The sequence below is a fragment of the Vibrio echinoideorum genome (assembly GCF_024347455.1).
Taxonomy (GTDB): Bacteria; Pseudomonadota; Gammaproteobacteria; order Enterobacterales; family Vibrionaceae; genus Vibrio; species Vibrio echinoideorum.
This window is the reverse complement of sequence record NZ_AP025483.1, coordinates 629507-656129: the sequence shown is the minus strand read 5'-3', so window position 1 is coordinate 656129 and position 26623 is coordinate 629507. Positions and strand designations below refer to the sequence as shown.

At 44.0% G+C, this 26623-nt stretch carries 20 protein-coding genes and 2 tRNA genes; 4 read left to right on the top strand and 18 right to left on the bottom strand.

Going from position 1 to position 26623, the window contains the following annotated elements; genetic code table 11:
- Nucleotides 1–79 precede the first annotated feature (79 nt).
- The 14 genes from pnp to rlmE form a co-directional block, all read right to left on the bottom strand.
- Nucleotides 80–2200, bottom strand: a complete 2121-nt coding sequence (pnp, locus tag OCV36_RS03120; protein ID WP_017072768.1) for a polyribonucleotide nucleotidyltransferase — start codon at nucleotides 2198–2200, stop codon at nucleotides 80–82.
- A gap of 379 nt (nucleotides 2201–2579) precedes the next feature.
- Nucleotides 2580–2849: a 30S ribosomal protein S15 gene (gene rpsO / locus OCV36_RS03115; RefSeq protein WP_004734493.1), complete on the bottom strand. Its 270-nt coding sequence runs from the start codon at nucleotides 2847–2849 to the stop codon at nucleotides 2580–2582.
- Nucleotides 2850–3066: 217 nt separating this feature from the next.
- Nucleotides 3067–4020: a tRNA pseudouridine(55) synthase TruB gene (truB, locus tag OCV36_RS03110; RefSeq protein ID WP_017072769.1), complete on the bottom strand. Its 954-nt coding sequence runs from the start codon at nucleotides 4018–4020 to the stop codon at nucleotides 3067–3069.
- Nucleotides 4020–4433 carry a 30S ribosome-binding factor RbfA gene (gene rbfA, locus OCV36_RS03105; protein WP_135455895.1) on the bottom strand — a complete coding sequence of 138 codons (414 nt, stop codon included), beginning with the start codon at nucleotides 4431–4433 and terminating at the stop codon, nucleotides 4020–4022. The genes truB and rbfA overlap by 1 nt, the downstream gene beginning before the upstream one ends.
- Before the next feature lie 134 nt (nucleotides 4434–4567).
- Nucleotides 4568–7258, bottom strand: a complete 2691-nt coding sequence (infB, locus tag OCV36_RS03100; protein WP_135455894.1) for a translation initiation factor IF-2 — start codon at nucleotides 7256–7258, stop codon at nucleotides 4568–4570.
- A gap of 22 nt (nucleotides 7259–7280) precedes the next feature.
- Entirely contained in the window at nucleotides 7281–8768 is a 1488-nt protein-coding gene (gene nusA / locus OCV36_RS03095; protein ID WP_017072772.1) for a transcription termination factor NusA, read from the bottom strand.
- Between the two features lie 35 nt (nucleotides 8769–8803).
- Entirely contained in the window at nucleotides 8804–9259 is a 456-nt protein-coding gene (rimP, locus tag OCV36_RS03090) for a ribosome maturation factor RimP (protein WP_017072773.1), read from the bottom strand.
- A 234-nt stretch (nucleotides 9260–9493) separates the two neighbouring features.
- A tRNA-Met gene (locus OCV36_RS03085) sits at nucleotides 9494–9570 on the bottom strand.
- Between the two features lie 53 nt (nucleotides 9571–9623).
- Nucleotides 9624–9708, bottom strand: a tRNA-Leu gene (locus OCV36_RS03080).
- A 16-nt stretch (nucleotides 9709–9724) separates the two neighbouring features.
- Nucleotides 9725–10057, bottom strand: coding sequence for a preprotein translocase subunit SecG (secG, locus tag OCV36_RS03075; RefSeq protein WP_029224780.1), 333 nt, complete (start codon nucleotides 10055–10057; stop codon nucleotides 9725–9727).
- A gap of 278 nt (nucleotides 10058–10335) precedes the next feature.
- The gene (glmM, locus tag OCV36_RS03070; RefSeq protein WP_135455892.1) at nucleotides 10336–11676 is read right to left on the bottom strand and encodes a phosphoglucosamine mutase; all 1341 of its coding nucleotides are present in this window, start codon (nucleotides 11674–11676) and stop codon (nucleotides 10336–10338) included.
- Nucleotides 11677–11694: 18 nt separating this feature from the next.
- Entirely contained in the window at nucleotides 11695–12525 is an 831-nt protein-coding gene (folP, locus tag OCV36_RS03065; protein WP_135455889.1) for a dihydropteroate synthase, read from the bottom strand.
- 92 nt (nucleotides 12526–12617) lie between these two features.
- Nucleotides 12618–14594 carry an ATP-dependent zinc metalloprotease FtsH gene (ftsH, locus tag OCV36_RS03060; RefSeq protein WP_135455887.1) on the bottom strand — a complete coding sequence of 659 codons (1977 nt, stop codon included), beginning with the start codon at nucleotides 14592–14594 and terminating at the stop codon, nucleotides 12618–12620.
- Nucleotides 14595–14701: 107 nt separating this feature from the next.
- A complete protein-coding gene (rlmE, locus tag OCV36_RS03055) occupies nucleotides 14702–15331 on the bottom strand; it encodes a 23S rRNA (uridine(2552)-2'-O)-methyltransferase RlmE (protein WP_017073081.1) in 630 nt (209 codons plus the stop codon).
- A gap of 114 nt (nucleotides 15332–15445) precedes the next feature.
- On the opposite strand from rlmE, the gene yhbY reads away from it, so the two are divergent.
- Complete coding sequence (yhbY, locus tag OCV36_RS03050; protein ID WP_004734509.1) at nucleotides 15446–15742, top strand: ribosome assembly RNA-binding protein YhbY; 297 nt, start codon at nucleotides 15446–15448, stop codon at nucleotides 15740–15742.
- A 125-nt stretch (nucleotides 15743–15867) separates the two neighbouring features.
- On the opposite strand, the gene greA is transcribed toward yhbY, so the two are convergent.
- Entirely contained in the window at nucleotides 15868–16341 is a 474-nt protein-coding gene (greA, locus tag OCV36_RS03045) for a transcription elongation factor GreA (protein WP_017073082.1), read from the bottom strand.
- 513 nt (nucleotides 16342–16854) lie between these two features.
- Here greA and OCV36_RS03040 point away from each other — a divergent pair.
- Together OCV36_RS03040 and dacB are read left to right on the top strand one after the other, a co-directional pair.
- On the top strand, nucleotides 16855–17859 hold the full coding sequence (locus OCV36_RS03040; RefSeq protein WP_108086429.1) for a porin: 1005 nt from the start codon (nucleotides 16855–16857) through the stop codon (nucleotides 17857–17859).
- A gap of 104 nt (nucleotides 17860–17963) precedes the next feature.
- Nucleotides 17964–19397 carry a serine-type D-Ala-D-Ala carboxypeptidase gene (gene dacB / locus OCV36_RS03035; protein ID WP_135455885.1) on the top strand — a complete coding sequence of 478 codons (1434 nt, stop codon included), beginning with the start codon at nucleotides 17964–17966 and terminating at the stop codon, nucleotides 19395–19397.
- A 135-nt stretch (nucleotides 19398–19532) separates the two neighbouring features.
- Here dacB and OCV36_RS03030 read toward each other — a convergent pair whose 3' ends face one another.
- Together OCV36_RS03030 and tyrS are read right to left on the bottom strand one after the other, a co-directional pair.
- Nucleotides 19533–20378, bottom strand: coding sequence for a magnesium transporter (locus tag OCV36_RS03030; RefSeq protein ID WP_135455883.1), 846 nt, complete (start codon nucleotides 20376–20378; stop codon nucleotides 19533–19535).
- 394 nt (nucleotides 20379–20772) lie between these two features.
- Complete coding sequence (gene tyrS / locus OCV36_RS03025; protein WP_004734518.1) at nucleotides 20773–21960, bottom strand: tyrosine--tRNA ligase; 1188 nt, start codon at nucleotides 21958–21960, stop codon at nucleotides 20773–20775.
- A 129-nt stretch (nucleotides 21961–22089) separates the two neighbouring features.
- Here tyrS and OCV36_RS03020 point away from each other — a divergent pair, with 129 nt between their 5' ends.
- A complete protein-coding gene (locus OCV36_RS03020) occupies nucleotides 22090–23379 on the top strand; it encodes a peptidoglycan DD-metalloendopeptidase family protein (protein WP_135455880.1) in 1290 nt (429 codons plus the stop codon).
- A gap of 134 nt (nucleotides 23380–23513) precedes the next feature.
- Here OCV36_RS03020 and OCV36_RS03015 read toward each other — a convergent pair whose 3' ends face one another.
- Nucleotides 23514–26621 carry an efflux RND transporter permease subunit gene (locus OCV36_RS03015; RefSeq protein ID WP_135455878.1) on the bottom strand — a complete coding sequence of 1036 codons (3108 nt, stop codon included), beginning with the start codon at nucleotides 26619–26621 and terminating at the stop codon, nucleotides 23514–23516.
- Between the last annotated feature and the right edge of the window lie 2 nt (nucleotides 26622–26623).

Sequence of the window (26623 nt, the reverse complement as noted above, 5' to 3'; positions counted from 1 at the left end):
TGCTCCCCTTTATAACATGCTTTTTTACCAATGGGTTAGAAATCACTAAAAAGCGATATTCCCATTAATACACTAAGAATTACTCAGCAGCAGGTGCTTCGCCTTCAACAGGCGTTTCAACTGCTTCTTTCATGCTTAGACGTACACGGCCTTGACGGTCAATTTCAAGAACCTTAACAGGAACTTCTTGACCTTCAGTTAGGTAGTCAGACACTTTCTCAACACGCTTGTCAGCGATTTGAGAGATGTGTACTAGACCATCTTTACCTGGAAGGATAGTAACGAATGCACCGAAGTCAGCTAGACGAGCAACTTTACCTTGGTAGATGCGGCCAACTTCAACTTCAGCTGTGATCTCTTCGATACGACGGATAGCTTCTTTAGCAGCTGCGCCTTCAGTAGCAGCAATCTTGATTGTGCCATCGTCTTCGATTTCAATCGTAGTACCCGTTTCTTCACAAAGAGCACGGATAACTGCACCGCCTTTACCGATAACATCTTTGATCTTATCAGAGCTGATTTTCATTGTGTGGATACGTGGAGCGAATTCAGAGATATCGTCACGAGCACCAGAGATAGCTTCATCCATTACAGAAAGGATGTGCTTACGTGCACCTTGCGCTTGGTTAAGAGCAATTTGCATGATCTCTTTAGTGATACCTTCGATCTTGATGTCCATTTGAAGTGCAGTGATACCAGCGTTAGTACCTGCTACTTTAAAGTCCATGTCACCTAGGTGATCTTCATCGCCAAGGATGTCAGAAAGAACAACGAAGTCGTCGCCTTCTTTAACAAGACCCATTGCGATACCCGCAACAGAAGCTTTGATTGGAACACCAGCATCCATAAGCGCTAGAGATGTACCACATACAGAAGCCATTGAAGAAGAACCGTTAGATTCAGTGATTTCCGATACAACACGAACTGTGTATGGGAATTCATCAACAGAAGGCATTACTGCTTGGATACCACGTTTAGCAAGCTTACCGTGACCAATTTCACGACGCTTAGGAGAACCAACGAAACCAGTCTCACCTACACAGTATGGAGGGAAGTTGTAGTGTAGAAGGAAGTTGTCTTTCTTCTCACCCATTAGGCTATCGATGATTTGTGCATCACGTTGTGTACCAAGCGTTGCAGTAACAAGTGCTTGAGTTTCACCACGAGTAAATAGAGAAGAACCGTGTGTACGAGGAAGAACACCAGTACGTACGTCTAGCGCACGAATCATGTCTTTTTCACGGCCATCGATACGTGGGTTGCCAGCAATGATGCGGCTACGTACTACGTTTTTCTCTAGAGAACCAAGCATGCCGCGGATTTCGCGCTCATCTAGGTTTTCATCTTGTGCAATTAGAGTTTCAACAACGTCGCTCTTGATTGCTCCAACTTGCTCGTAACGAGCCATTTTCTCAGTGATCTGGTACGCGTCAGATAGACGAGTTTCAGCTTGCTCAGCAACTTTAGCTTTAAGCTCAGTGTTAACTGCAGGTGCTTCCCAGTTCCAAGATGGTGTTGCAACTTCAGCTGCAAACTCGTTGATCGCTTTGATTACAACTTGTTGTTGGTCGTGACCGTAAACAACAGCTGCAAGCATTTCTTCTTCAGATAGGTTATCTGCTTCAGATTCAACCATTAGTACTGCGCCTTCTGTACCAGACACAACTAGGTCTAGTTTAGAACTTTCAAGCTCAGTATTTGATGGGTTAAGAACAAGTTCGCCGTCGATGTGACCAACACGTGCAGCACCGATAGGACCATTGAATGGAGCACCAGAGATAGCAAGAGCAGCAGACGTTGCGATCATAGTGATCATGTCTGGGTTTACGTCAGGGTTGATAGAAACAACCGTAGCGATAACTTGAACTTCGTTTTTAAACGCACTTGGGAAAAGTGGACGAATTGGACGGTCAATCAGACGAGCTGTTAGCGTTTCGCCTTCAGAAGGACGACCTTCACGCTTGAAGAAACCACCTGGGATTTTACCCGCAGCGTATGTACGCTCTTGGTAGTTAACTGTTAGAGGGAAGAAATCTTGACCCGCAACAGCTTCTTTCTTAGCAACAACAGAAACGAATACTGATGTATCGTCCATAGTTGCCATTACAGCAGCAGTAGCTTGACGTGCCATTACGCCCGTTTCTAGAGTAACGGTGTGGTTACCGTACTGGAACGATTTTACAACTGGTTTTTCAAACATTGTATATCCTTAGCTCTAAAGTCATGACTTTAGATTAAGTGAATAATGACTCAAGATATTACCAATCGCGACTAGTAAAAAGGGACTCGGGAATGATGCTTCTTTGTATGAGTTCATACGCCGAATTAAGACCAAATCCGCCTTTGAATAGTCGCGACCTATTGGCCGACATCTGTGACTGTAACGTCTTGAGAGGTTGATTGCCCAGCGTTGAAAACGCATAGGCGGGCGTAGTATAAACTATTTTTATTAGGAGAGATATTTCCTATCAGAAAAAGCCAGATGATATTCTGAGCATCCGGTCAAACATTTTCTTACAGGCACAAAAAAAGGAGCATAAATGCTCCTTTTCTTCAAACTGTCTTTGCAGACATCGCTATTAGCGACGTAGGCCTAGACGCTTGATTAGGTCTTGGTAACGAGTAAGGTTTTTGCCTTTCAAGTAATCAAGAAGCTTACGACGGCTAGAAACCATGCGTAATAGACCACGACGGCTGTGGTGATCGTGTTTGTGTGCTTTGAAGTGACCTTGTAGGTGGTTGATAGAAGCAGTAAGTAGTGCTACTTGTACTTCTGGTGAACCTGTGTCGCCTTCAGATTGTGCGTATTCTGCAACGATTGCTGCTTTAGTTTCTGCATTCAGAGACATAAATCTCTCCTGATAAGAGTAAGTTTATATTTGTAGCAGCCAATCTCTGATTCAGCCGCTACGCGAGCCGAGGATTATAGGGAAGTTTATGAATTGGTGCAATAACAATCGAACACCTTAAAAACTAAAAAAGCGAGCCACTTAATTTAAGAGCCCGCTTTCTGAATTATTTGATCGCTTTAAACACGAACAGCTACTACCTGATTCGACTTAAGCGCTAAGCTTGTGGTTCTTCATCTCTGAAAACAACCAAACGCTTAGGTGCGACACGGCCATCATCAGCAATATGAGCAACACCAACAAACAGCTTTTCTTCACCACTTGTCATGCGAACCGTACCTTCAGTTGGAGCACCAGAAACCTGAACTGGCATACCGTGCTGAACTAGGTCAGTCAGTTCCGCATTCAGATTAACTTCCGGTAGATCTTCCACTGCGGTATCCATTGCCATAAGCAGAGGATCAAGCAACTCTTTAGGCGCAATTTCTTGCTCCTGTGCTTGTTCTAAGATCTCATTTAGTTGCTCTAAAGTGACCATACGCTCGTATGGATACTTTGCAACGCCAGTACGACGAAGCATGGTAACGTGAGCACCACAGCCAAGCATTTCACCAAGATCGTCAGTGATTGTGCGAATGTAGGTACCTTTAGAACAATGTACTTCCATCTCAACTTCATCACCTTCAAAGCGAAGTAGCTCAATAGAATACACGGTGATCTTGCGAGACTCACGAGGAACCTCGATACCTGCACGTGCATATTCATACAAAGGTTTACCTTGATACTTCAATGCAGAGAACATTGATGGAATCTGATCCGTTTCACCTTTGAAGCTTGCAATGCAGCGTTCAAGTTGTTCTTGAGTCACATTAATATCACGCGTTTCAACCACTTCACCATCAGAGTCAGAGGTGTTGGTACGCTCACCAAGCTTCGCGATCACAACGTAGCGCTTATCAGAATCCAATAGAAACTGAGAAAACTTCGTTGCTTCACCAAGACAAATTGGCAGCATGCCAGTCGCAAGAGGATCCAGAGCACCGGTGTGCCCAGCCTTCTCTGCAAAGTAAATACGTTTTACTTTTTGCAGTGCATCATTAGATGAAATGCCCGTAGGCTTATCTAATAAAATTACCCCATTTATAGGGCGACCTTTACGACGGCGAGCCATTACTCTTCGTCCTTAGACTGAGTTTCGTCAGTACGGCCTGCTTCTTCTTGCTTACGCTTGTCGTCGCTTAGTACTTCGCTTACTAGGTTAGACATACGCATGCCTTCTACCAAAGTGTTGTCATAAGTAAAACGAACCTCAGGCGTTAGGCGGTGACGAATACGCTTACCAAGAGCCATACGAACTGGTACTTCATGCTCTTTAAGAGCAGCAAGACATGATTGAGGTGTTTGCTCACCGATACATAGGAAAGTCACAAACACTTTTGCGTATGCAAGATCACGAGACACTTCCACGTCTGAGATAGTTACCATACCAATGCGTGAGTCACGAACTTCACGTTGTAAGATAAGTGCTAGCTCTTTTTGAAGCTGCTGAGACACACGTTGTGTGCGGCTAAATTCTTTTGACATTTTCTTTTCTCACTTAGAAAGATGGGGGGCTTGGTAATAACCAGCCCCCCATGGTGTATTCAACAACCGATTACTTATTACCTATACGAGTAATGTTAGTAACTTTAGTCAATATGTCGAGTCGTACAGACTGGTTAGTCTAGAGTACGTTGAACCTCAACGATTTCGAATACTTCGATCTGGTCACCAACGCGAACGTCGTTGTAGTTCTTAACGCCAACACCACACTCGTAACCATTCTTAACTTCTTGTACGTCATCTTTAAAGCGACGAAGTGACTCAAGTTCACCTTCGTAGATAACAACGTTTTCACGAAGAACGCGGATTGGGTTGTTACGCTTAATGATACCTTCAGTCACGATACAACCAGCGATTGCGCCGATCTTAGGTGACTTGAACACGTCACGAACTTGAGCAAGACCAATGATTTCTTGACGGAATTCAGGAGCAAGCATACCGCCCATCGCCTGTTTCACTTCGTCGATCAGTTGGTAGATGATTGAGTAGTAACGTAGATCTAGGTTTTCATTCTGAACAGTACCACGCGCAGTTGCGTCAGCACGAACGTTGAAACCAAGGATGATAGCGTTAGAAGCTGCTGCAAGAGTTGCATCAGTTTCAGTAATACCACCAACACCAGAACCTACGATGTTCACTTTAACTTCGTCAGTTGACAGTTTCAGTAGAGAGTCAGCAATAGCTTCTACAGAACCTTGAACGTCAGCTTTAAGTACAACGTTAAGCTCAGCAACTTCGCCAGCCGTCATGTTCGCGAACATGTTCTCTAGCTTCGCTTTTTGTTGACGAGCTAGTTTAACATCACGGAATTTACCTTGACGGTAGTTCGCAACTTCACGAGCTTTACGCTCATCACGTACAACCGTTGCTTCGTCACCTGAAGCAGGAACGCCAGAAAGACCTAGAATTTCTACAGGAATAGATGGACCTGCAGTTTCAATGTCTTGACCATTTTCATCGCGCATTGCACGAACACGGCCGTACTCTTGACCACAAAGAACGATATCGCCTTTGTTTAGAGTACCAGACTGTACTAGTACTGTTGCAACTGGACCGCGACCTTTATCAAGACGAGATTCAACAACAACACCAGATGCCATGCCTTCTTTAATCGCTGTAAGCTCAAGAACTTCAGACTGAAGAAGGATAGCTTCTAGAAGACCATCGATGTTTGTACCCTGTTTTGCAGAGATGTGAACGAAGATGTTCTCACCGCCCCATTCTTCAGGGATAACGTCGTATTGAGCTAGCTCATTCTTAACGTTGTCTGGGTTTGCACCCTCTTTATCGATCTTGTTCACAGCAACAATCAGAGGAACACCTGCCGCTTTCGCGTGCTGGATTGCTTCGATTGTTTGTGGCATTACGCCATCGTCTGCTGCAACTACAAGTACAACGATATCTGTCGCTTGAGCACCACGAGCACGCATAGCGGTAAACGCCGCGTGTCCAGGAGTATCAAGGAAAGTGATCATACCGTTGTCAGTATCTACGTGGTAAGCACCAATGTGCTGCGTGATACCGCCAGCTTCGCCAGAAGCAACGTGTGCTTTACGAATGTAGTCAAGTGTTGAAGTTTTACCGTGGTCAACGTGACCCATGATAGTAACAACAGGAGCACGACCTTCAGCAACTGCATCGTTATCACGGTCAGCTAGTACTGCTTCTTCAAGTTCGTTTTCTTTACGTAGGATTACCTTGTGACCCATTTCTTCAGCAACAAGTTGTGCTGTTTCTTGGTCAATCACTTGGTTGATAGTCGCCATAGCGCCCATCTTCATCATTACTTTGATAACTTCAGTTGCTTTAACTGACATTTTGTTAGCCAGTTCAGAAACAACAATAGTCTCACCGATAGCAACGTCAGATTTAGCAACAGTCGCTGACTTATCAAAGCCTTGCTGCATTGAAGTTGGTTTAGCAAGCTTACCTTTACCGCCACGACCACGTTGGTTACGACCACCACGGTTATTGCTAGGTTGAGTTGCTGGAGCAGGTTTCTTCTTGCGACGACGAGGAGCTTTCTCATCTTTTTTATCAGCCGCATCTTCTGCTTCACGAGCGTAAGTAGAAGTAGTCACATGGTAATCCGCAGATTTCTCTTGCTCTTTCTTCTTCTTCTCTTCTTCAGACCAACGTTCTTGGTTCTCTTCTGCTAACTTACGAGCCTCTTCAACAAGCTTAGCTGCTTCAGCTTCTGCTTTACGAGTTGCTTCTTGCTCTTGACGAGCTTTTAGTTCATCCGCTTCTTTTTTCGCTTGTGCGTTAGCGTCTGCATTTTTTGAATTCATGTCTTTTTTAGCCTTTTCAGCTTGTGCGCGTTGAGTCTTCTCTTCAGCATCACGTTTTGCATCCGCTTCACGTGTTACTTTTTCTTCGACTTCGCGCTGTGCTTTCTCTGCAGCATCACGTTTCGCTTGCTCTTCAGCATCGCGTTGTGCATTCTCTTCCGCTTCACGATTAGCTACTTCCTCAGCTTCACGTTTCGCTTCATCTTCAATAGTGCTGCGCTTCACGTACGTACGCTTTTTACGTACCTCTACTTGAACATCCTTACTCTTACCGCCTCCAGCAGCAACACTTAACGTGCTGCGGGTTTTGCGCTGAAGAGTTAAACGAGTCGGTTCTGCTTCACCAGAAGTATCGCCATGCTCCTTTTTAAGGTGCGTTAGCAATGATTGCTTCTCTGAATCAGTAACTTGATCCGAATCTGTTTTCTTCATGCCTGCATCAGCAAGTTGTTCAATTAAGCGGTCAACTGGCGTACCAATCTCTTCACTCAGTGCTTTAACTGTTAATTGTGTCATACCGCTCTCTCTCCTTGCTGAGTTATTCTTCGTCGCCGAACCAACAGATGTTACGCGCAGCCATAATTAGCTCGCCCGCACGCTCTGTAGTTAGGTCTTCAATGCCTTCTAGTTCATCAACGCCTTGGTCAGCTAGGTCTTCCAATGTTGCCACGCCTTTTGCCGCTAGTTTGTAAGCCATTTCACGCTCTAGGCCTTCAAGTGCTAGCAAATCTTCAGCAGGTTCAACACCGTCGAAAGCTTCTTCTTTCGCTAGCGCGAGAGTAGTTAGTGCATCTTTTGCACGGCCACGTAATTCTTCAACGATACCTTCATCTAGACCATCTACTTCAAGTAGTTCGTTTACTGGTACGTAAGCGACTTCTTCTAGCGTAGAGAAACCTTCTTCAACAAGCAGTTGAGCAAAGTCTTCTTCGATGTCTAGGTGCTTCATGAAGTTTTCAATAGAAGCAACTGCTTCTTCTTGGTGTTTCTTCTGAAGGTCAGCAACCGTCATTACGTTTAGTTCCCAACCAGTAAGTTGAGATGCTAGACGTACGTTTTGACCACTACGGCCGATCGCTTGTGCTAGGTTGTCCGCTTCAACAGCGATATCCATAGAGTGTGCGTCTTCATCAACGATGATAGAAGCAACATCAGCAGGAGCCATTGCGTTGATTACGAACTGAGCCGGGTTATCGTCCCAAAGAACGATATCAATACGCTCACCGCCAAGATCGTTAGAAACCGCTTGTACACGTGCACCACGCATACCAACACACGCACCAACTGGGTCAATACGTCTATCGTTTGTTTTAACAGCGATTTTAGCACGAGAACCCGCGTCACGTGCAGCACCTTTAAGTTCGATTAGCTCTTCGCCAATTTCAGGTACTTCAACACGGAATAGCTCAGCTAGCATTTCAGGCTTAGAACGAGTAACGAAAAGCTGGAAACCACGAGCTTCTGGTTTAACTGCGTATAGAAGGCCACGAACACGGTCACCTGGACGGAAGTTTTCACGAGGAAGTTGATCATCACGAAGGATTACTGCTTCAGCGTTGTTACCTAGGTCTAGAATAACGGTATCACGGTTAACTTTCTTAACTGCGCCAGTGACTAGCTCGCCTTCGTTATCAATAAACTGTTCAACGATTTGAGCGCGTTCAGCTTCACGTACTTTTTGTACGATAACTTGCTTAGCCGTTTGAGTCGTAATACGGTCAAACGTTACTGATTCGATATCATCTTCGATGAAACCGCCAAGTTCGATCTCTGGGTCATCGTACTTTGCAGCTTCAATAGAGATTTCTTTTGTTGGGAATTCAACTTCCTCAACAGCTTCCCAACGGCGGAAAGTTTCGAAATTACCCGTTTTACGGTCAATCTCAACACGAACTTCAATTTCTAGTTCGCTTTTCTTTTTTGTTGCCGTTGCAAGCGCGATTTCAAGCGCTTCAAAAATACGCTCACGAGGAACTGCTTTCTCATTAGAAACAGCTTCTACTACCGCCAAAATTTCTTTGTTCATTAATCTAGCCTCTTAAGCTCATCTCTCTAGGAGAACTAAAATTTAGGGATCAGGTTAGCTTTCGCAATATTGCTAAGGACGAATTCTTCTTCTTGTCCTTCAACCAATACTTTTACTGTCTCGCCTTCAATAGATTGGATATCACCTTTCCATTTACGACGGTTGCCGACAGCCATTTTCAAAACGATGCTTACCTCGTGACCAATAAATTGTTGGTAATGCTCTGCTTTGAACAGTGGTCTCTCTAAACCTGGTGAAGACACTTCAAGGTGATAAGCCACTGAAATTGGATCTTCAACGTCCATTACGGCACTTACTTGGTGACTAACTTCAGAGCAATCATCTACATTGATACCATTTGGTGAATCGATGTAAATACGTAGCGTTGAGTGCTCACCAGCACGAATAAATTCTAATCCAACTAACTCATAACCTGATGCTGCTACTGGAGCGTCAAGCATTTCAGTAAGTTGTCTTTCTAAACCAGTCATTTAACCACTCCAGAAACAAAAAAAGGGCTCAAAGCCCAATTTAAATTCCAAGCAAACATTATCTAAACGCATTTACAAATGCTTAGATAACAAAAAACCCCGTATAAACCGGGGTTTTTGTTGCTGGACCCTTATATGTTAAGTGCCATCACATTGGATATCACACTTAACTCACAGTGAGGTTCACACTGTGCAAACTTGCTACCAATACAAGCTATATAATAGCATTGAAATTGGTTGCGGGAGCCGGATTTGAACCGACGACCTTCGGGTTATGAGCCCGACGAGCTACCAAACTGCTCCATCCCGCGTCCGACTTGCGAGCATTATACGCCCAACAAGATGTTTTACAAGTTTGTAAACATGGTGCCGAGAGAGGGACTCGAACCCTCACACCCTAAGGCACTAGCACCTCATGCTAGCGTGTCTACCAATTTCACCATCTCGGCATCAAATCTTTACAGATTATTGTGGAATTTCGTCGCCTTGCGCCGGAACTTCACTCACTGCATCATCAGCTTGCTGAATTACCTGACCTTGAGTCGGGTCAATCCATTGTGACTCAGTTTTATGTGTAGACATATTACCAAGCACTAAGCTAAGAATAAAAAATGTAGTTGCAAAAACTGCAGTCATTCGGGTAAGGAAATTTCCTGAGCCACCAGCACCAAACACAGTGTTTGAAGCGCCAGCACCGAAAGAGGCTCCCATATCTGCGCCTTTACCTTGTTGAATCAACACTAGGCCAATTACACCAAGCGCTGCCAACAGGTAAATCACAAGTAGAACTGTAAACATTTTTCCACCTATGTTCCTAATTGTTGAGCCAGCGCCGTTCAAAAAACTATTTTTAAGAACAAGGCTAGCGACCTCCTAACTGAAGGCCGAGCAATACTAGCGAATGAGGCGAAGGCTGACAAGGAGAATTTGCTAAAAAATAAGCCTTTACCAAGTGAATGGTCAAAAAAAGGTCAAAAGCGACACAAAACTCATTTGGGCCTCTTTTAACCTTCATATAACTCAACCACTTCTGATAACAGACGCAATTCATTGTGTCCGTTAAAGTTAAGGCTAAATTAACAGTTCGCTTTTACCGCATCTGCAATCTTAAGTGCCGACGCTTGAACAAGCTCTGCATCTTCACCTTCTACCATCACACGCAGTAATGGCTCAGTGCCAGACTTACGTAATAGCACACGGCCTTTATCACCAAGATCAGCTTCTACTTCAACAACGGCAGCTTTAACTGCTTCTGCTTCTAGTGGGTTTGAATCACCACTGAAACGAATGTTTTCTAGAACTTGAGGGTATAAAGTCATACCTTGAGAAAGTTCGTTTAGTGTCATTTCACTATCAACGACTGAAGCCAGCACTTGAAGCGCAGCAACAATTGCATCGCCCGTCGTTACTTTGTCCAATAGAATAACGTGACCAGAGTTTTCAGCACCGATCTTCCAACCTTTAGCCTGCAGTTGTTCCATAACATAACGGTCACCAACAGCGGCACGAACAAATGGAATACCCAATTGCTTAAGCCCGTTTTCCATACCAAGGTTCGTCATTAATGTACCAACAACACCGCCTTTCAATTCACCACGACGTAATGCATCACGAGCAATGATATAAGCGATTTGGTCGCCATCAACCTTGTTACCTAACTCATCAACCATAATGATGCGGTCACCGTCACCATCAAAGCCAAGACCTAATGCTGCTTTTTCTTCAACGACTTTCACTTGCAGAGCACGTACATCTGTCGCGCCTACTTCGTGGTTAATATTAGTACCATTAGGTTCAACGCCCATAGCAATCACTTCTGCACCCAACTCTTTAAATACAGCAGGAGCAATGTGGTAAGTTGCGCCATGTGCACAATCGACAACAATCTTCATTCCCGCTAACGTCATTTTGTGTGGGAATGTACTTTTACAAAATTCAATATAACGGCCTGCTGCATCATTTAAACGTACGGCTTTACCTAATGCTGAAGATTCCACGCACTCGATATCTTTGTCTAATTCCGCTTCGATAGCCAATTCAATTTCATCTGACAATTTAGTACCTTCAGAAGAGAAGAACTTGATGCCGTTATCGTAATATGGGTTATGCGACGCAGAGATAACGATCCCGGCTTCCGCACGAAATGTTTGTGTTAGGTAAGCAACAGCAGGTGTTGGCATCGGGCCAGTAAAAGTAGCCTGAAGACCAGCAGCAGCAAGACCGGCTTCTAACGCAGATTCCAGCATGTAGCCTGAGATACGAGTATCCTTGCCAATAATCACTTTCTTCGTGCCTTGTTTCGCAAGAACACGGCCCGCGGCCCAGCCAAGCTTCAGAACAAAATCAGGTGTAATCGGGTACTGGCCTACTTTGCCACGCACACCATCTGTGCCGAAGTAACGTCTTTTATCAGACATATTGATTTTCCTTAATTATTAGTGATTGTTATTCATCACTTCGATTATTTTCATCGCTTCCAACGTATCTTCAACATCGTGGACGCGAATAATTTGGGCACCTTTCATTGCGGCGATCGTGGCGCAAGTGACACTTGCTACCATGCAGTCAGCCGGTGCTTTGTCCAACAGCTTAAAGATCATCGATTTTCTCGACATCCCAGCTAAAATTGGCAACCCAAGCTTATGAAATTTATCAAGTTGTGCTAATAGGTGGTAATTGTGTTCAATGGTTTTACCAAAACCAAAACCGGGGTCAAGAATCAGTTTCTCTTTAGAGATACCTACAGTTTCACAAGCTTCAACTCTTTCTTTCAAAAAGCCTTCCACATCTGTTAGCACATCATCGTAACTTGGGTTAGCTTGCATGGTTCTTGGTTGGCCTTTCATGTGCATCAGGCAAACAGGAACATCAGCATTTGCGGCAGCTTCTAAGGCTCCGGGCTCTTGTAAAGCGCGCACATCATTGATCAGATCTGCGCCGACCTCAACAGCTTGGCGCATCACTTCCGCTTTACTGGTATCAATAGAGATCCAGACATCAAACTTAGCACGAATTGCTTTAATCGCAGGAATCACTCGGGATAGCTCTTCTTCTAAGGTAACTTCCGGAGCACCAGGACGGGTCGATTCGCCACCAATGTCAATAATGCTAACGCCAGCTTGAATCATTCGTTCAGCTCGCAGTAAGGCATTATCTAATGAACTGAATTCCCCACCATCAGAAAAAGAATCAGGGGTGACATTGAGGATACCCATTACATGTGGGCGGTCTAAAACGAGCGTTTTATTGTTTGCTTTTAATATCATGAAAGGCAGGTCTTAAAGAGTAAAAAAAACACCTTGAGCTATAAACAGAAAAACCCTGAGCGTACTCAGGGTTTTAATTTATAGCTTAGCGATTAAGAATCTTTGTTTTGAGTATCATCTGATTCAGATTTAACGTCTTCAACTTTCGACTCTTCAGCTTCTGGTTCGGCTTTAGCTTGTTCTTCAGATTTAACTTCAGCTTCAGGCTTGGCTTCTTCCTTTACAGGTTCTGCTTTTACTTGTTCACCCCAACCAGCAGGCTCACGGATCTCGGTTTTACGATCCATCAAATCATCAATTTGACCCGCATCAATCGTTTCATACTTCATTAATGCATCTTTCATTGAGTGCATTAAATCCATATTGTCTTCGAGTATTTGTTTCGCTCGAGCGTAATTACGATCAATTAAGATACGAATCTCTTCATCGATAAGTCGAGTGGTTTCATCCGATACGTGTTTAGCTTTGCTCATTCCGCGACCTAAGAAAACTTCACCTTCTTCTTCTGCATAAAGAAGAGGGCCTAGTTTTTCAGAGAAGCCCCATTGAGTCACCATCTTACGAGCAATATCAGTGGCACGTTCAATATCGTTTGATGCACCTGTCGATACCTTGTCTGAACCGTAAATCAATTCCTCAGCAAGACGACCACCGTATAGGCTAGAAATCATCGATTCTAGGTGTTGACGGTTCATACTTACACGATCTTGTTCTGGTAAATACATAGTAACACCAAGCGCTCGACCACGAGGGATGATAGATACTTTGTACACTGGATCGTGCTCAGGCACTAAACGACCAACAATTGCATGACCAGCTTCATGGTAAGCCGTCGATTCTTTCGTTTCTTCAGTTAGAACCATTGAACGGCGCTCAGCACCCATCATAATTTTGTCTTTCGCTAATTCAAACTCAACCATAGAAACATTGCGCTTGTTACCGCGAGCAGCGAATAGAGCGGCTTCGTTCACAAGGTTCGCAAGGTCTGCACCAGAGAAACCTGGTGTACCACGAGCAATCAGAGATGGTTCAACATCACCTGATAGTGGAACCTTACGCATGTGTACTTTAAGAATCTGTTCACGACCACGTACATCCGGTAGACCAACCACTACTTGACGGTCAAAACGGCCTGGACGAAGCAATGCTGGGTCAAGTACGTCTGGACGGTTAGTCGCAGCGATAACGATAATACCTTCGTTACCTTCGAAACCATCCATCTCAACCAGCATTTGGTTTAGTGTTTGTTCACGCTCATCGTGACCACCACCAACACCAGCGCCACGCTGACGACCAACAGCATCGATTTCATCGATAAAGATAATACAAGGTGCTGCTTTCTTCGCTTGTTCGAACATGTCACGCACACGAGATGCACCGACACCAACAAACATTTCAACAAAGTCAGAACCTGAGATAGTAAAGAACGGTACTTTCGCTTCACCGGCAATCGCTTTTGCAAGCAATGTTTTACCAGTACCAGGAGGACCAACCAACAGGATACCTGTCGGGATCTTACCACCTAGCTTTTGGAAACGACTTGGGTCACGAAGATAATCAACAAGCTCTTTAACGTCTTCTTTTGCTTCGTCACAACCAGCAACATCAGCAAACATCGTTTTGATTTGTTCTTCGCTCATCATTCGAGCTTTACTCTTACCGAAAGACATCGCGCCTTTACCGCCGCCGCCGCCTTGCATTTGACGCATGAAGAAAATCCACACACCAATCAGTAAGATCATTGGGAACCAAGAGATGAAGATAGTGCCAAGCAGGCTCTGCTCTTCAGGTGGTGTACCCTGAACTTTTACGTTTTGATTAATTAAGTCATCAAGTAGCTTTTGATCATAAACAGGCATGTAAGTTACATACTTAGAACCACCGCCACGACGTGTGAAAGTAATTTCGCTGTTATTGAACTGTGCGTCTTGAATCTGGCCTTGGCCAACTTCCTGTACAAACGTGGTGTAATCTACTGCTCTGCCGTTACTTTCCCCAGGGCCAAAGCTCTGGAATACCGACATCAACACAACCGCGATAACAAGCCACAGAATTAAATTTTTTGCCATGTCACTCAAGGTGTAAGCCTCTCGATAACTAATTGTAATTAAAGGTAGGGTACTACAGTTTGTAACCTGTAGCCATGTTGTTAACTCTCACTCTTGGAAGAGAATCGTTAACCTTTGTAACCAGTTGCTACGATAAACACTTCACGAGATCGAGCTCGAGAAGAGTCGGGTTTTCTCACTTTGACTGTTTTAAACATCTCACGGACGTCCTTAACATATTGGTCAAACCCTTCGCCTTGGAATACTTTTACAACAAAACTACCATTGGTAGCTAGAACTTGTCGACACATATCCAAAGCTAATTCAACTAAATACATAGCTCTTGGCTGATCCACAGAATTATTGCCAGCTATGTTAGGCGCCATATCAGACATCACTACATCAACCATGTTTGGTTGTATACGTTCCAATAAAGCTTCTAGCACAGCTTCTTCACGGAAATCGCCTTGCAGAAAGCTCACTCCTGCAATCGGGTCCATTGGCAACAAATCACAAGCAATGATTTGTCCGTTGTCTCCAATAATCTTAGCAGCATATTGAGACCAACCGCCAGGCGCTGCCCCTAAATCCACAATGGTCATTCCAGGAGTCAGCAATTTATCTTTAGTTTGAATCTCTTCCATTTTGAAATAAGCACGCGAACGATAACCTTTTTTTCTAGCTTCGTTTGCATACTTGTCGTCGAAGTGTTCCTTCAACCAACGGCCTGAACTGGCCGAGTGTTTCTGTTTACTCATTGGATACCTAAATTGGAGGAAAGTACTAATTGCTGAATAAATTATAGTCTTCAGCTTTAGATGGCGTTAAAATAGGTTTTTTCAACCCTAATACTAAATAAAATTGGCCGCGTAATGAACCTAAGTACCAAACAAAAGCAGCATCTAAAGGGCCTAGCTCACAGTTTAAAACCTGTCGTGCTAATGGGCGCAAATGGACTTACTGAAGCTGTTCTAGCGGAAATCGAATTGGCTCTAGACCACCATGAACTGATCAAGATTAAAGTTGCATCAGAAGACCGTGAGACTAAGCAACTGATTATCGATGCAATTGTACGTGAATCTAAAGCTGAGAAAGTACAGACTATCGGTAAAGTTCTAGTACTGTTCCGTCAGTCAGAAGCACGTAAAATCGAGATTCCACGCAAATAAGCGAGCTTAATAATAAGCTAACTTCACTTAGAGAAAACCATAGCGTTTGTCTTTTAGTGTAGCGTGAGAAACGAAAAAGGTCGCATTAGCGACCTTTTTACTTATCAGAAACAAAGCAAATTCAATTAGATGTATTCAACTTTGTCAATTTCGAAATCTTTATCGCCGCCAGGGGTAGAGATGTGAACTTCGTCGCCTTCCATCTTACCGATAAGACCGCGAGCAATGGGTGATTTCACAGAAATACGACCCGTTTTAATCTCGGCTTCATCTTCAGAAACGATTTGGTAACGGAATTCTTCGTCCGTATCCACATCAACCAAAGTCACTGTCGTACCAAAGATAATCTTACCCGTGTTGTCCATCTGGGTTACATCGATGATCTGAGCCAGTGATAGCTTATATTCGATATCTCGAATTTGAGCTTCACAGATACCCTGCTCTTCACGAGCTGCGTGGTATTCAGCATTCTCTTTCAAGTCACCTAGTTCACGTGCTTCACCGATAGCTGCTGAGATAACAGGGCGTAGCTTAAGTAGGCGATCTAATTCGTCACGTAGCTTTTGAGCGCCACGTACTGTCATTGGAACCTTTTCCATTTTTTACCTCTATGCCAAAGCTTTCTTTGGCCAACATAAATCCACCCAACATAGTTATTGGGTGATAGAAACAAAACGATTTGGCTTAGTGTAAACAAACTTTATGGCTAAATCACCTTTATTCCACTTTGCGTTATAAAAGCTTTATCTAGGTCTAAATTACAGACATCACAAAAATGAATAATAACTCCCTCACCAATAAGTAGAGAGTTAAATACCTAAAAAAACAAAAAACAAACAAAATAAACACAGATCACACTTTTGTAAAAACCAACTTAAAACATACACTTAAACAACAATAGATATAATAAAACAGTGTTCATTTTTTAGTTTTATATCATTTTACTAACTGACTATGGAACTTTAGAGGTAAAAAGTAACCCATGGATTGCACTGGCATTTTTCAGACTTCTGTTCTAATCATGATTATGAAGCTTGATTAATACAGGCAATACGCAAAAGGGTTCAAATCCTTGATAAAACTTCTATGGACAGTAATTAGGAATTAATAACATGAACAACAAGACTCTGATCGCTCTAGCAGTAGCGGCAACAGTATCAGCTGGCGCAAATGCAGCAAACGTATACAGCCAAGATGGCACTGAACTAAACGTTGGTGGTCGCGCGGAATTCCGTGGCGATTTCATTGGTAACGGTGGTGAAGAAATTGAAGGCACAATGGCTAACAACAGCCGTTTCCGTCTTAACGTTGGTGGTACTACAGAAATTAATGAATCACTAAGCGGCTTTGGTTTCTACGAAGCTGAGCAAACAGTGAACTCTTCAAGCGACAACACTGCTAATGAAGACTTCAAACAGCGTTACATGTTTGCGGGTCTTCAAGGTGATTTCGGTGCAGTATCATTTGGTCGCCAAGATACAGCAGCAGTACAAATCTCTCAAATGTCTGATGTAACGACATTTACTGGTGCTCAAAAAGAATTCATCAACGCTGGTAACGAGCAAATCAACAATACAATCCTTTATACTGGTAACTTTGTTGATGCTCTAACAGTTAAAGCAAGTTTGGTTGCTGGTGAAGATAAAGACACTGATGCTTACGGTGTATCTGCTATCTACACTCTTCCTATGGGTCTAGGCTTCGGTCTTGGTTACTCAGCAGGTGACAATGGTGAAAACGCAGGTACTGGTAACGCTATCATCGCTGGTGTTAACTACACACTAGACTCTCTATACCTAGCTGGTACATACACTACTGGTGAAGCAGACGATAAATACAACTCTGACTTCAGCGGTATGGAATTTGCTGCAACTTACGGCTTTGGTAACGGCTTCACTCTAATGGGTGCATACCAGAAAACTGAAGAAGATAACCTCCTAGGCAAATCTCAAGATAAAAGTGATTTCTTCGAAATCACAGGTGACTACGCATTCAACAAAAACCTAAACGCTTATGTTGCTTACGCACTGAACAATCTTGATAGCGTATCAAATGCTCAAGGTGTTAAAGTCGAAGGCGAAGACACTATGCGTCTAGGTCTAAAATACGCATTCTAATGTGTTAACAAGTTTCCTTGTTATATAGAATCAAAACGCCCGCTATCTAGCGGGCGTTTTTTATATCTGTATACTGAAAACATCAGCCATCCAAGAAATCTTCTATGCGCCTTCTACCCACCCTACTTCTATGTGGCTTATCACTTAGTAGCTACTCACTTACCGCTTTCGCTTACGCCCCTTTAAATAAACTACCCGATGGCAGTAGTACAAGTTTAATCTTGCAGTCACTGAGTGGCGATTCAAATGAAATGGACACTAATAGTGATGGCTTTTATCCACCCGCCAGTACTTTAAAACTAGTTACAGCTTTGGCGGCTAAATTGGAGTTAGGGGATAGCTTCCACTACACGACTAGCATTGCTCGTTCTGGTAATGATTCAATCATTTCATTTAGTGGCGACCCGACGCTACAACGAGAGCAGCTAAAAAGGCTTTTAGCTCGATATGCTAAATCGCAATCAAGAACTATCAAAGGCAACTTATACCTAGATAACTCGACTTTTACGGGCTATCAGCGAGCGGTGGGTTGGCCTTGGGACATTCTAGGGGTTTGTTACAGCGCGCCTTCGAGTGCGATGACCTTAGACAGCAACTGCGCACAAGCCTCTATTTATACAAAAGATAACGGCAGCACTCGTGTCTATATTCCCGCTCACTATCCGATAGACGTGACAACCACCGCAGCCACCGTAACTCGATCAGGGCAGAAGGCGACACAATGCGACTTAGAGCTCATTACCACTCCAGACAACGCTTACAAGCTCTCTGGTTGCTTAGTAGAGCGTAAGAAGCCACTACCACTCAAGTTCGCGATTCAAAATCCAGAGCTTTACACTTATCAAGTCGTTGCATCGCTTCTCAAAGAACTGAAAATAGAAGTAAAAGGTGATGTGATTATTGGTAAAAAAGCGAAAGCAGACAAAACCACGTTAGTCGCTAGTCACAACTCAGAAAAGCTTCCTGAACTGCTCGATATCATGCTGAAGAAGTCGGATAACCTTATCGCAGATAATCTAACTAAAACGCTAGGAGCGACATTTTATGTTCAACCAGGCAGTTTCAATAACGGTACTGAAGCGATAAAACAGATATTGCTGACCAAGGCTAATATTGACCTCAGTAAAGCGCAGCTCGTCGATGGTTCAGGACTATCCAGAAATAACCGAATGAGGTCACAGACCATGGCTCAGGTTCTGCGTTATATCTGGGAAAACGATCAACAGCTCAACCTGATTGAGGCTATGCCTACATCTGGCACTAATGGAACGCTCAAATACCGTCAGAGCATGAGAAAAGCACCAATCCAAGGTAATATTATTGCGAAAAGTGGGTCTTTGTACGGTAGCTACAATATGGCAGGTTTTGGTTTAGATAAAGCGGGCAATCCAAACTCTCTGTTTGTGCAGTTTGTGCGTGATTACTTCCCAGAAGAGCAAGATCCAGACAAACCTGTAGAAGCACCAATCACCCAATTTGAACGTGCTTTCTACACAGATGTAGTCGAATTCAGTCAAATACAAAGCAAACCTAAGTAATGTTTGGCTCTCTGTAAGCTTCTACTTAAAAAATAAAAATGGCGCTGAAGATTTAAGATCTTCAGAGCCATTTTTCTTTCTAAGATGTTTTTCTTCGACGATGCTTTTTATTTTCAGAGTCTTTATTTAAAAGCGTTAAGCAATACCCAAGAATGAATTCACTACCGTAAAGTAAATCCACATCCCTGAAATATCGACAATTGAAGCCAGTACAGGGCTCACCAGCACCGCAGGATCTAACTTGAATAACCGAGCAACAATCGGCAATCCAGCGCCAAGCACGGTTGATATTGTCACTTGAATAAACAGAGCGACAGCAATCGCGTAAGCAATCATATTAATGTCGTAACCACCCGTTGATTGGTTGTCACTGAACAGTAAGATGCGGCCTATCATCACCAAGGCAATCGCAAGTGCTAAGCAAATCGCGACTCTAAGCTCTTTCCATAGAACGTTGGCCCACTGGCGTTTCTTCAACTCGCCTGTGGCTAAGGCCCGAATGACCAAAGTCGCAGCTTGTGTTCCTGTATTGCCACCCGCAGCAGCGATCACCGGCATATAGATCGCCAGAAGTACTAGCTGACTAAGAATGTCTTCATACTGAGCAATGATAAGCCCAGAGACAATACCCAACAGCGCTAAGGCAATAATCCAACCGATACGCTGCCTAACATGACTCATTACCCCTGTTGAAAGGTAACCCTGTTGAGGTTCAACCTCTGAGTAGATCAGCCCTAGTTGGTGAGCTAGATGTCGAGAGCGCTTCTCAAAACCCTGCACCTCTAACTCACTAAGTAAAGTCTGAATCGTACTAAGAGAACATTGCCCAAGTACTAGCACCGCATCTTCAAGCGGCATGCGGTTCAAAAGGTTAATTTGTTGCTCACGTCCGTACTGTTGAAATGCATTCGATACAGCTTGGATGTCTTGATCTGAGTATAGAGCTTCAATAGATAAAAAAGTGTTGTTCATTACCGTCATGGCGAATCTCCCGATTGGCAAAGGTAACGACCATCAAAACAAATAGCATAAGTTTATAGATTTATGCGCACCAAGAGCTGAAGCTACTGGTGTGTCTATTTGTTAGAATCTAGTGTGTGGAAAAGAATGAGGGGGAAAAACAAAGATACCCTACCCGAACGGCAGGACAATAGATCAATACCGAGACGGGTTATTCTTCTCCATTCAAACTAGGAGGATGGTCGGTATTGTTCATAAAAATCTCCAGAATTACTGTCAATATGACAGCGCGCATAGTGTAGCAATGCACGTTCAAAAACTTCGTCAACTTTCTGTCAATAAATAGGGGGCAATAAAAAAGGCATCCGTAGATGCCTTTCGGTATAACTATCACAATTTAATATATAGATTGATATTATTTGATAGTGATACGAGCAAACTTACGTTTACCAACTTGGTAAACCGCAGTACCTGCTTCAGGTACGAATTTGCTGTCTTCAATTTTTTCGCCTTCAAGCTTAGCCGCACCTTGCTTGATCATACGCATCGCATCAGAAGTAGAGTTTACTAGACCCGCTTCTTTTAGAACGTTGGCAATTGGCAGGCCTGCTTCGAACTCGAATTCAGGCATTTCGTCTGGTACTTGATTCTTAGCAAAACGGTTAACGAACTCTTGCTCAGCAGCTTCAGCATCTGCTTCACTGTGGAAACGAGCAATGATTTCTTTAGCTAAAAGTACTTTAACGTCACGAGGGTTTTTGCCCGCCTCAACGCCAGCTTTCAGTTCCGCAACTTCTTCAAGTGGACGGAAAGACAGTAGCTCGTAGTAGCTCCACATTAGATCATCAGAAATAGACATGATCTTACCAAACATCTCGCTTGGTGCTTCGCTGATACCAATGTAGTTATGCGCAGACTTAGACATCTTCTTAACGCCGTCTAGACCAACAAGTAGTGGCATCATTAGTACCGCTTGTGGCTTTTGACCTGCTGCTTTTTGCAGTTCACGACCCATTAGAAGGTTAAACTTCTGGTCAGTACCGCCCAGCTCTACATCACTCTCTAGTGCAACAGAGTCGTGGCCTTGAAGAAGTGGGTACATGAATTCGTGGATTGCGATCGGTTGACCACCAGCGTAACGCTTTTTAAAGTCATCACGCTCAAGCATACGAGCAACTGTTTGGTTAGAAGCAAGACGAATCATGCCTTCAGCACCAAGCTCAGATAGCCACTCAGAGTTGAAACGAATTTGAGTTTTCGCAGGGTCTAAAATTTTGAATACTTGTTCTTTGTAAGTTTCAGCATTCTTCAATACGTCTTCACGGCTTAGCGGCGGGCGTGTTGAGTTCTTACCTGATGGATCACCAACCATTGCAGTGAAATCACCAATAAGGAATGTCACTTCATGACCAAGCTCTTGGAAAGCACGAAGCTTGTTAAAGATAACCGTATGGCCTAGGTGGATATCTGGAGCAGTTGGATCGGCACCCAGCTTAATGCGTAAAGGACGACCTTCTTTTAATTTAGCAATCAGTTCGTCTTCTGGAATTAGTTCTTCTACGCCACGTTTGATCTCGGCTAGTGCAGCTTCAATACTCGCCATTCTTGTTCACTCCCACAGATTTGGCAAAAATATAATAATTAGACATCTTACTTGAATAGCGATGTATTTTGAAACCAGTTACACTATTCCGTCGCCTATTTTCATAATATTTACAGAACGAACCGGAACATGTTGTCTATTTTTGCACGCCTTCCTATTTTGCACCGGGCTTTTATCGCATTTTTTAGTGCCGTAATTTTCGTCGCGATCTTCTTACTCCCCGATGTCAGCAGTTTGCGTGACGATACGGGCGCTTTAGTGGTGGGGAAACATTACCCACTGACTATTAATGCATCCGCGCTTGTTAGTTCAAGTGACGCGCCGCCAACAGCTGTGCTCAATTGGGAGAAATACACCGTTCGCTCAGGCGAAAGTACCTCTGTTTTATTCGAACGTATTGGGCTCTCATATCGCCTGCTAATCACGCTACTCAATACCAATAACGATATTAAGAAACAGCTATCGAATCTAAGACCTGGCGATGTATTGCAATTCGGTTTTGATGAAAACAACGACCTCATTCAGTTAAAACGACAACTTAGTGCGTTTGAGAACTTTAAAATTACTAAATCTGGTGATTCATTCTCTTCCAGTTTCGACAAAAAAGAAGTGGCCTACCAGTACAACTATGCCGAAGCCAACATCACGTCTAACTTCTGGAATGCAGGCGTCAATGCAGGCCTAACTGCAAACCAAATCATGGAACTGGCGGGTATATTCGGTTGGGATATCGACTTTGCGTTAGATATTCGCAACAACGACAGCTTCAAAATCTTGTACCAAGAGAAAGTGGTTGAAGGCGAAGTTGTTGGTCGCGGTAAGATTATGGTGGCCGTATTCAAGAACCAAGGTGATTCATTTACCGCGGTATTGGATGATAAGAGTGGCAACTATTTCGATGAGAACGGTCGCGCAATGAAGAAAGCCTTCCTGCGCTCACCGATTGATTTCCGTCGTGTGACATCCAACTTTAACCCTAACAGAAAACACCCAGTAACCGGTAAAGTTCGAGCTCACCGAGGCACTGACTACGCAGCCCCTGTTGGCACACCTATATGGGCAGCCGGTGACGGTATTGTCCAGAAGTCTGGTTATAACCAATTTAACGGTAATTACGTGTTCATTCGACACAGCAACACCTACATCACCAAGTACCTGCACATGAAGCGACGCATGGTGAAAACGGGTCAACGCGTAAAACAAGGTCAAACCATTGGTACTCTAGGTGGTACAGGCCGAGTGACAGGCCCTCACTTACACTATGAATTCTTAGTAAATGGCGTACATAAAAATGCGCGTACCGTGAAATTACCTCAATCTAAGTCGTTAACGGGTAAAGCAAAAGCAACCTTCATAGCCAACTCGGAAATTCGACTCAATAACCTTGAGCGGTATGGCCAGTTACTAGCAACTAATTAGGTTGCTAGCGACTAATTAGATAGTGCATAGGTTTCAGGCATTTCACAACGAAGCCGCTCTATGAAAGAAAATGCTATATAAAAAGAGCGCCCACCTAGGCGCTCTTTTTATTTCCGTCGAATTAGGACTTATCTTTAACCGTCGTTGCTTGGGAGCACATCGGGCTTCTTATCTCGCCCTAACATCAACAGACAAGGTGTCAGGACCAAGGTTAGTACCGTTGCAAAGGCCAAACCTCCCGCAATTGCCGTAGCGAGTTGCGACCACCACTGCGTGCTCGGCGCTCCGAATTCTATCTTTTGATTAATCAGATCGATGTTCATTTCTAACACCATCGGCATCAAGCCTAAAATGGTGGTAACCGTAGTGAGCATTACTGGTCTTAAACGCTGAACACCTGTCCTGAGAATCGCATCTCGCTTGTCCAAGCCGCGTTTTATCAGTTGGTTATAGGTATCAATCAGCACAATATTGTTGTTTACCACAATTCCTGCCAGCGCTATCACTCCAATACCGGACATCACAATGCCAAACGGACGCTGGAAGATAAGCAAACCAACAAACACACCAACCGTTGAGAACAGCACCGCACTAAGAATCAAAAACGCTTGATAGAAGCTATTGAACTGAGTAATCAGAATCAGCGCCATCACCGCCAGTGCAACCAAAAACGCACTTTGCAAAAAAGCTGACGAGTTCTCTTGCTCTTCATTTTGACCTCGGATACGGAACTCCACGCTACTTGGTAAGCCCAACTCACTTAACGCTTGCTCAATCTTTGGCAGTTCGAGCGCAAGGTTATAGCCCTCTTCCATATCTGCCATTATGTTCACCACACGCTTGCCATCAAGGCGCTTAATCGTGTCTTGCTTATGGTCAGGAACAATCTGCGCAAAGTTGGTAATCGGAACCAAGCCAGCCGGTGTTTTGACTCTTAACTGGTCAAAGCGGCCAATGTCTCTCTTATCATTCGGGTAACGCACTAAGATATCGACCTCTTCTGATGAGTCATCAGGGAGGTAGTCACCAATCTTTAACCCGTTAGTCACGAATTGGACGGTATTACCCACCAAAGTCGCGTCTGCTGCAAAACGCGCGGCATCGTCTCGGCGAATATCCACCTTCCAATCAATACCATCTTTGCTCGCAGTATCGCTGATGTTAGTCAGTGCCTGATTACCATCCGCCCAGTTTCTGACGATCTTGGCCGCTTGACTAAGTTGCTCTGGCGTTCTTGCTGACAGTTCAATAACTAGGTCATTCTCAACCGGAGGCCCTGCATCTGGAAACTTATATTCAATCTCAACCCCAGCATATTGATCGGTTTGCACCTTTAACTCTTCAATGATCGCCTTAACACTGCGGCGATATTGCCAATCAACGGGAGTAATTGATATCAAACCAATTTGGTCGTCACCACCTGTTCGCGTGTAAACCGTATCGAACTCATCATGATTGAGCATCGTTAGTTCAATATCACGCATGATCAGGTCTTTTTCTTGGATAGATAAATCACCATGAGAACGAACTTTTACATTGAAAAATGGAGGATCAACCTCAGGGAAGAACTCTGCACCGAGCCCTGCCTTTGAGTAGGTAAAACCAACTGCGATAGACAATACAATCGCACTGATCAGAATTTTAAATGGATGCTTAATCGCAATCGACAGTGTCTGGTAATACGCTTTCGTTAAACCTGTTGCTTGTGAGAAGTCACCATTGTGCAGTGCTACCATTCGAGCTTGGTTTTTAGGCGAAACGTATTGAGGTTTACCGATCAAGCCACCTAAAACTGGAACAAACAGCAACGCCATAATCAATGAAGCCGTTAACGTGGCAATCAGTGTTAATGGCAGGAATTTCATGAACTCCCCTGTCACATCAGGCCAAAAAAGTAACGGAGCAAACGCAGCTAATGTCGTTGCCGTTGATGCCGTTATCGGCCATGCCATACGCTTGGCGGCATCTCGGTAAGCGGCTTTTCGATTTTCCCCTTCTTGCATTCTCCGGTCGGCAAATTCGGTCACCACAATCGCACCATCGACCAACATACCCACAGCCATGATCAGAGAGAACAAGACCACGATGTTGACGGTTAAGCCAAACACCGACAGCACCAGCAGCCCTGTCAGGAATGAGCCGGGAATTGAAATGCCCACCAACAAGGCGGTGCGAACACCAAGAATCGCGATGATAACAATCACCACTAAAATAATGGCTGATAAGATATTATTTTGAAGATCATTAAGCATGATCTTCACATCTTTAGATTCATCCCACGTGTACTTAACTAGCAAATTATTTGGCCAGCCCTCTTGCTGCTGAGCACCCGCCATCACGGCTTTCACTAGCTCAACGGTTTCGATGATATTTTCACCCGCTCGTTTCTTGATATCCAAGACAACCGCTGATTTACCGTCCAAACGAGCAAAACTCTCAGGATCTCGAAACGCTCGACGAACGGTGGCCACATCACCAAAAGTCACTACCTGTTTGCCATCCACTTTAATAGGCAATTCAAGTACGTCTTTTAAGGAGTTAAACACCGAAGGGACCTTGACCGAGAAACGTCCGTAGCCTGTATCAACAAAGCCTGCGGCCACCACTCGGTTATTCAAAGCAATCAGGTTATAGATGTCCGCTTGATCTAGGCTGTAACTCTCCATCAATAATGGATCAACGATGATTTCCACGATGTCATCGCGATCGCCTGCAATGTCGACTTCAAGGATCTGACGATAGCTTTCGAGCTTATCTCCGAGCTCTCGAGCTATTTGTACTATGGTGCGTTCAGGGACAGTTCCGAATAAAACCACCGAAAGTACCGGTTGTTCCGATGCGAGCGTCACCTCATTCACGGTTGGCTCATCGCTATCTTCTGGAAGCTTGGGTTTAGCCAGATCAACGGCGTCGCGAACATCAGCCATTGCTTTGGTGAGGTCAACACCGACATTAAATTCCAACACAACAGAGGCATGGCCTTCTGCCGCCGTTGCCGTCATTTCTTTTACGCCTTCAATAGACCTAAGCTCTTGTTCTATTGGTCGAACCAATAAACGCTCGGCATCAGTAGGAGAGATACCTTGATGCCCTACAGAAACATAGATAATAGGAATCGTGATGTCAGGGCTCGACTCCTTAGGGATCGTAATATAAGTCACAGCACCCGCGACAAGGATCAACGCTAGAAGGGAAAGCATTGTTCGAGCGCGAGACAAGGCTGCATCAATAATTGAATACATCG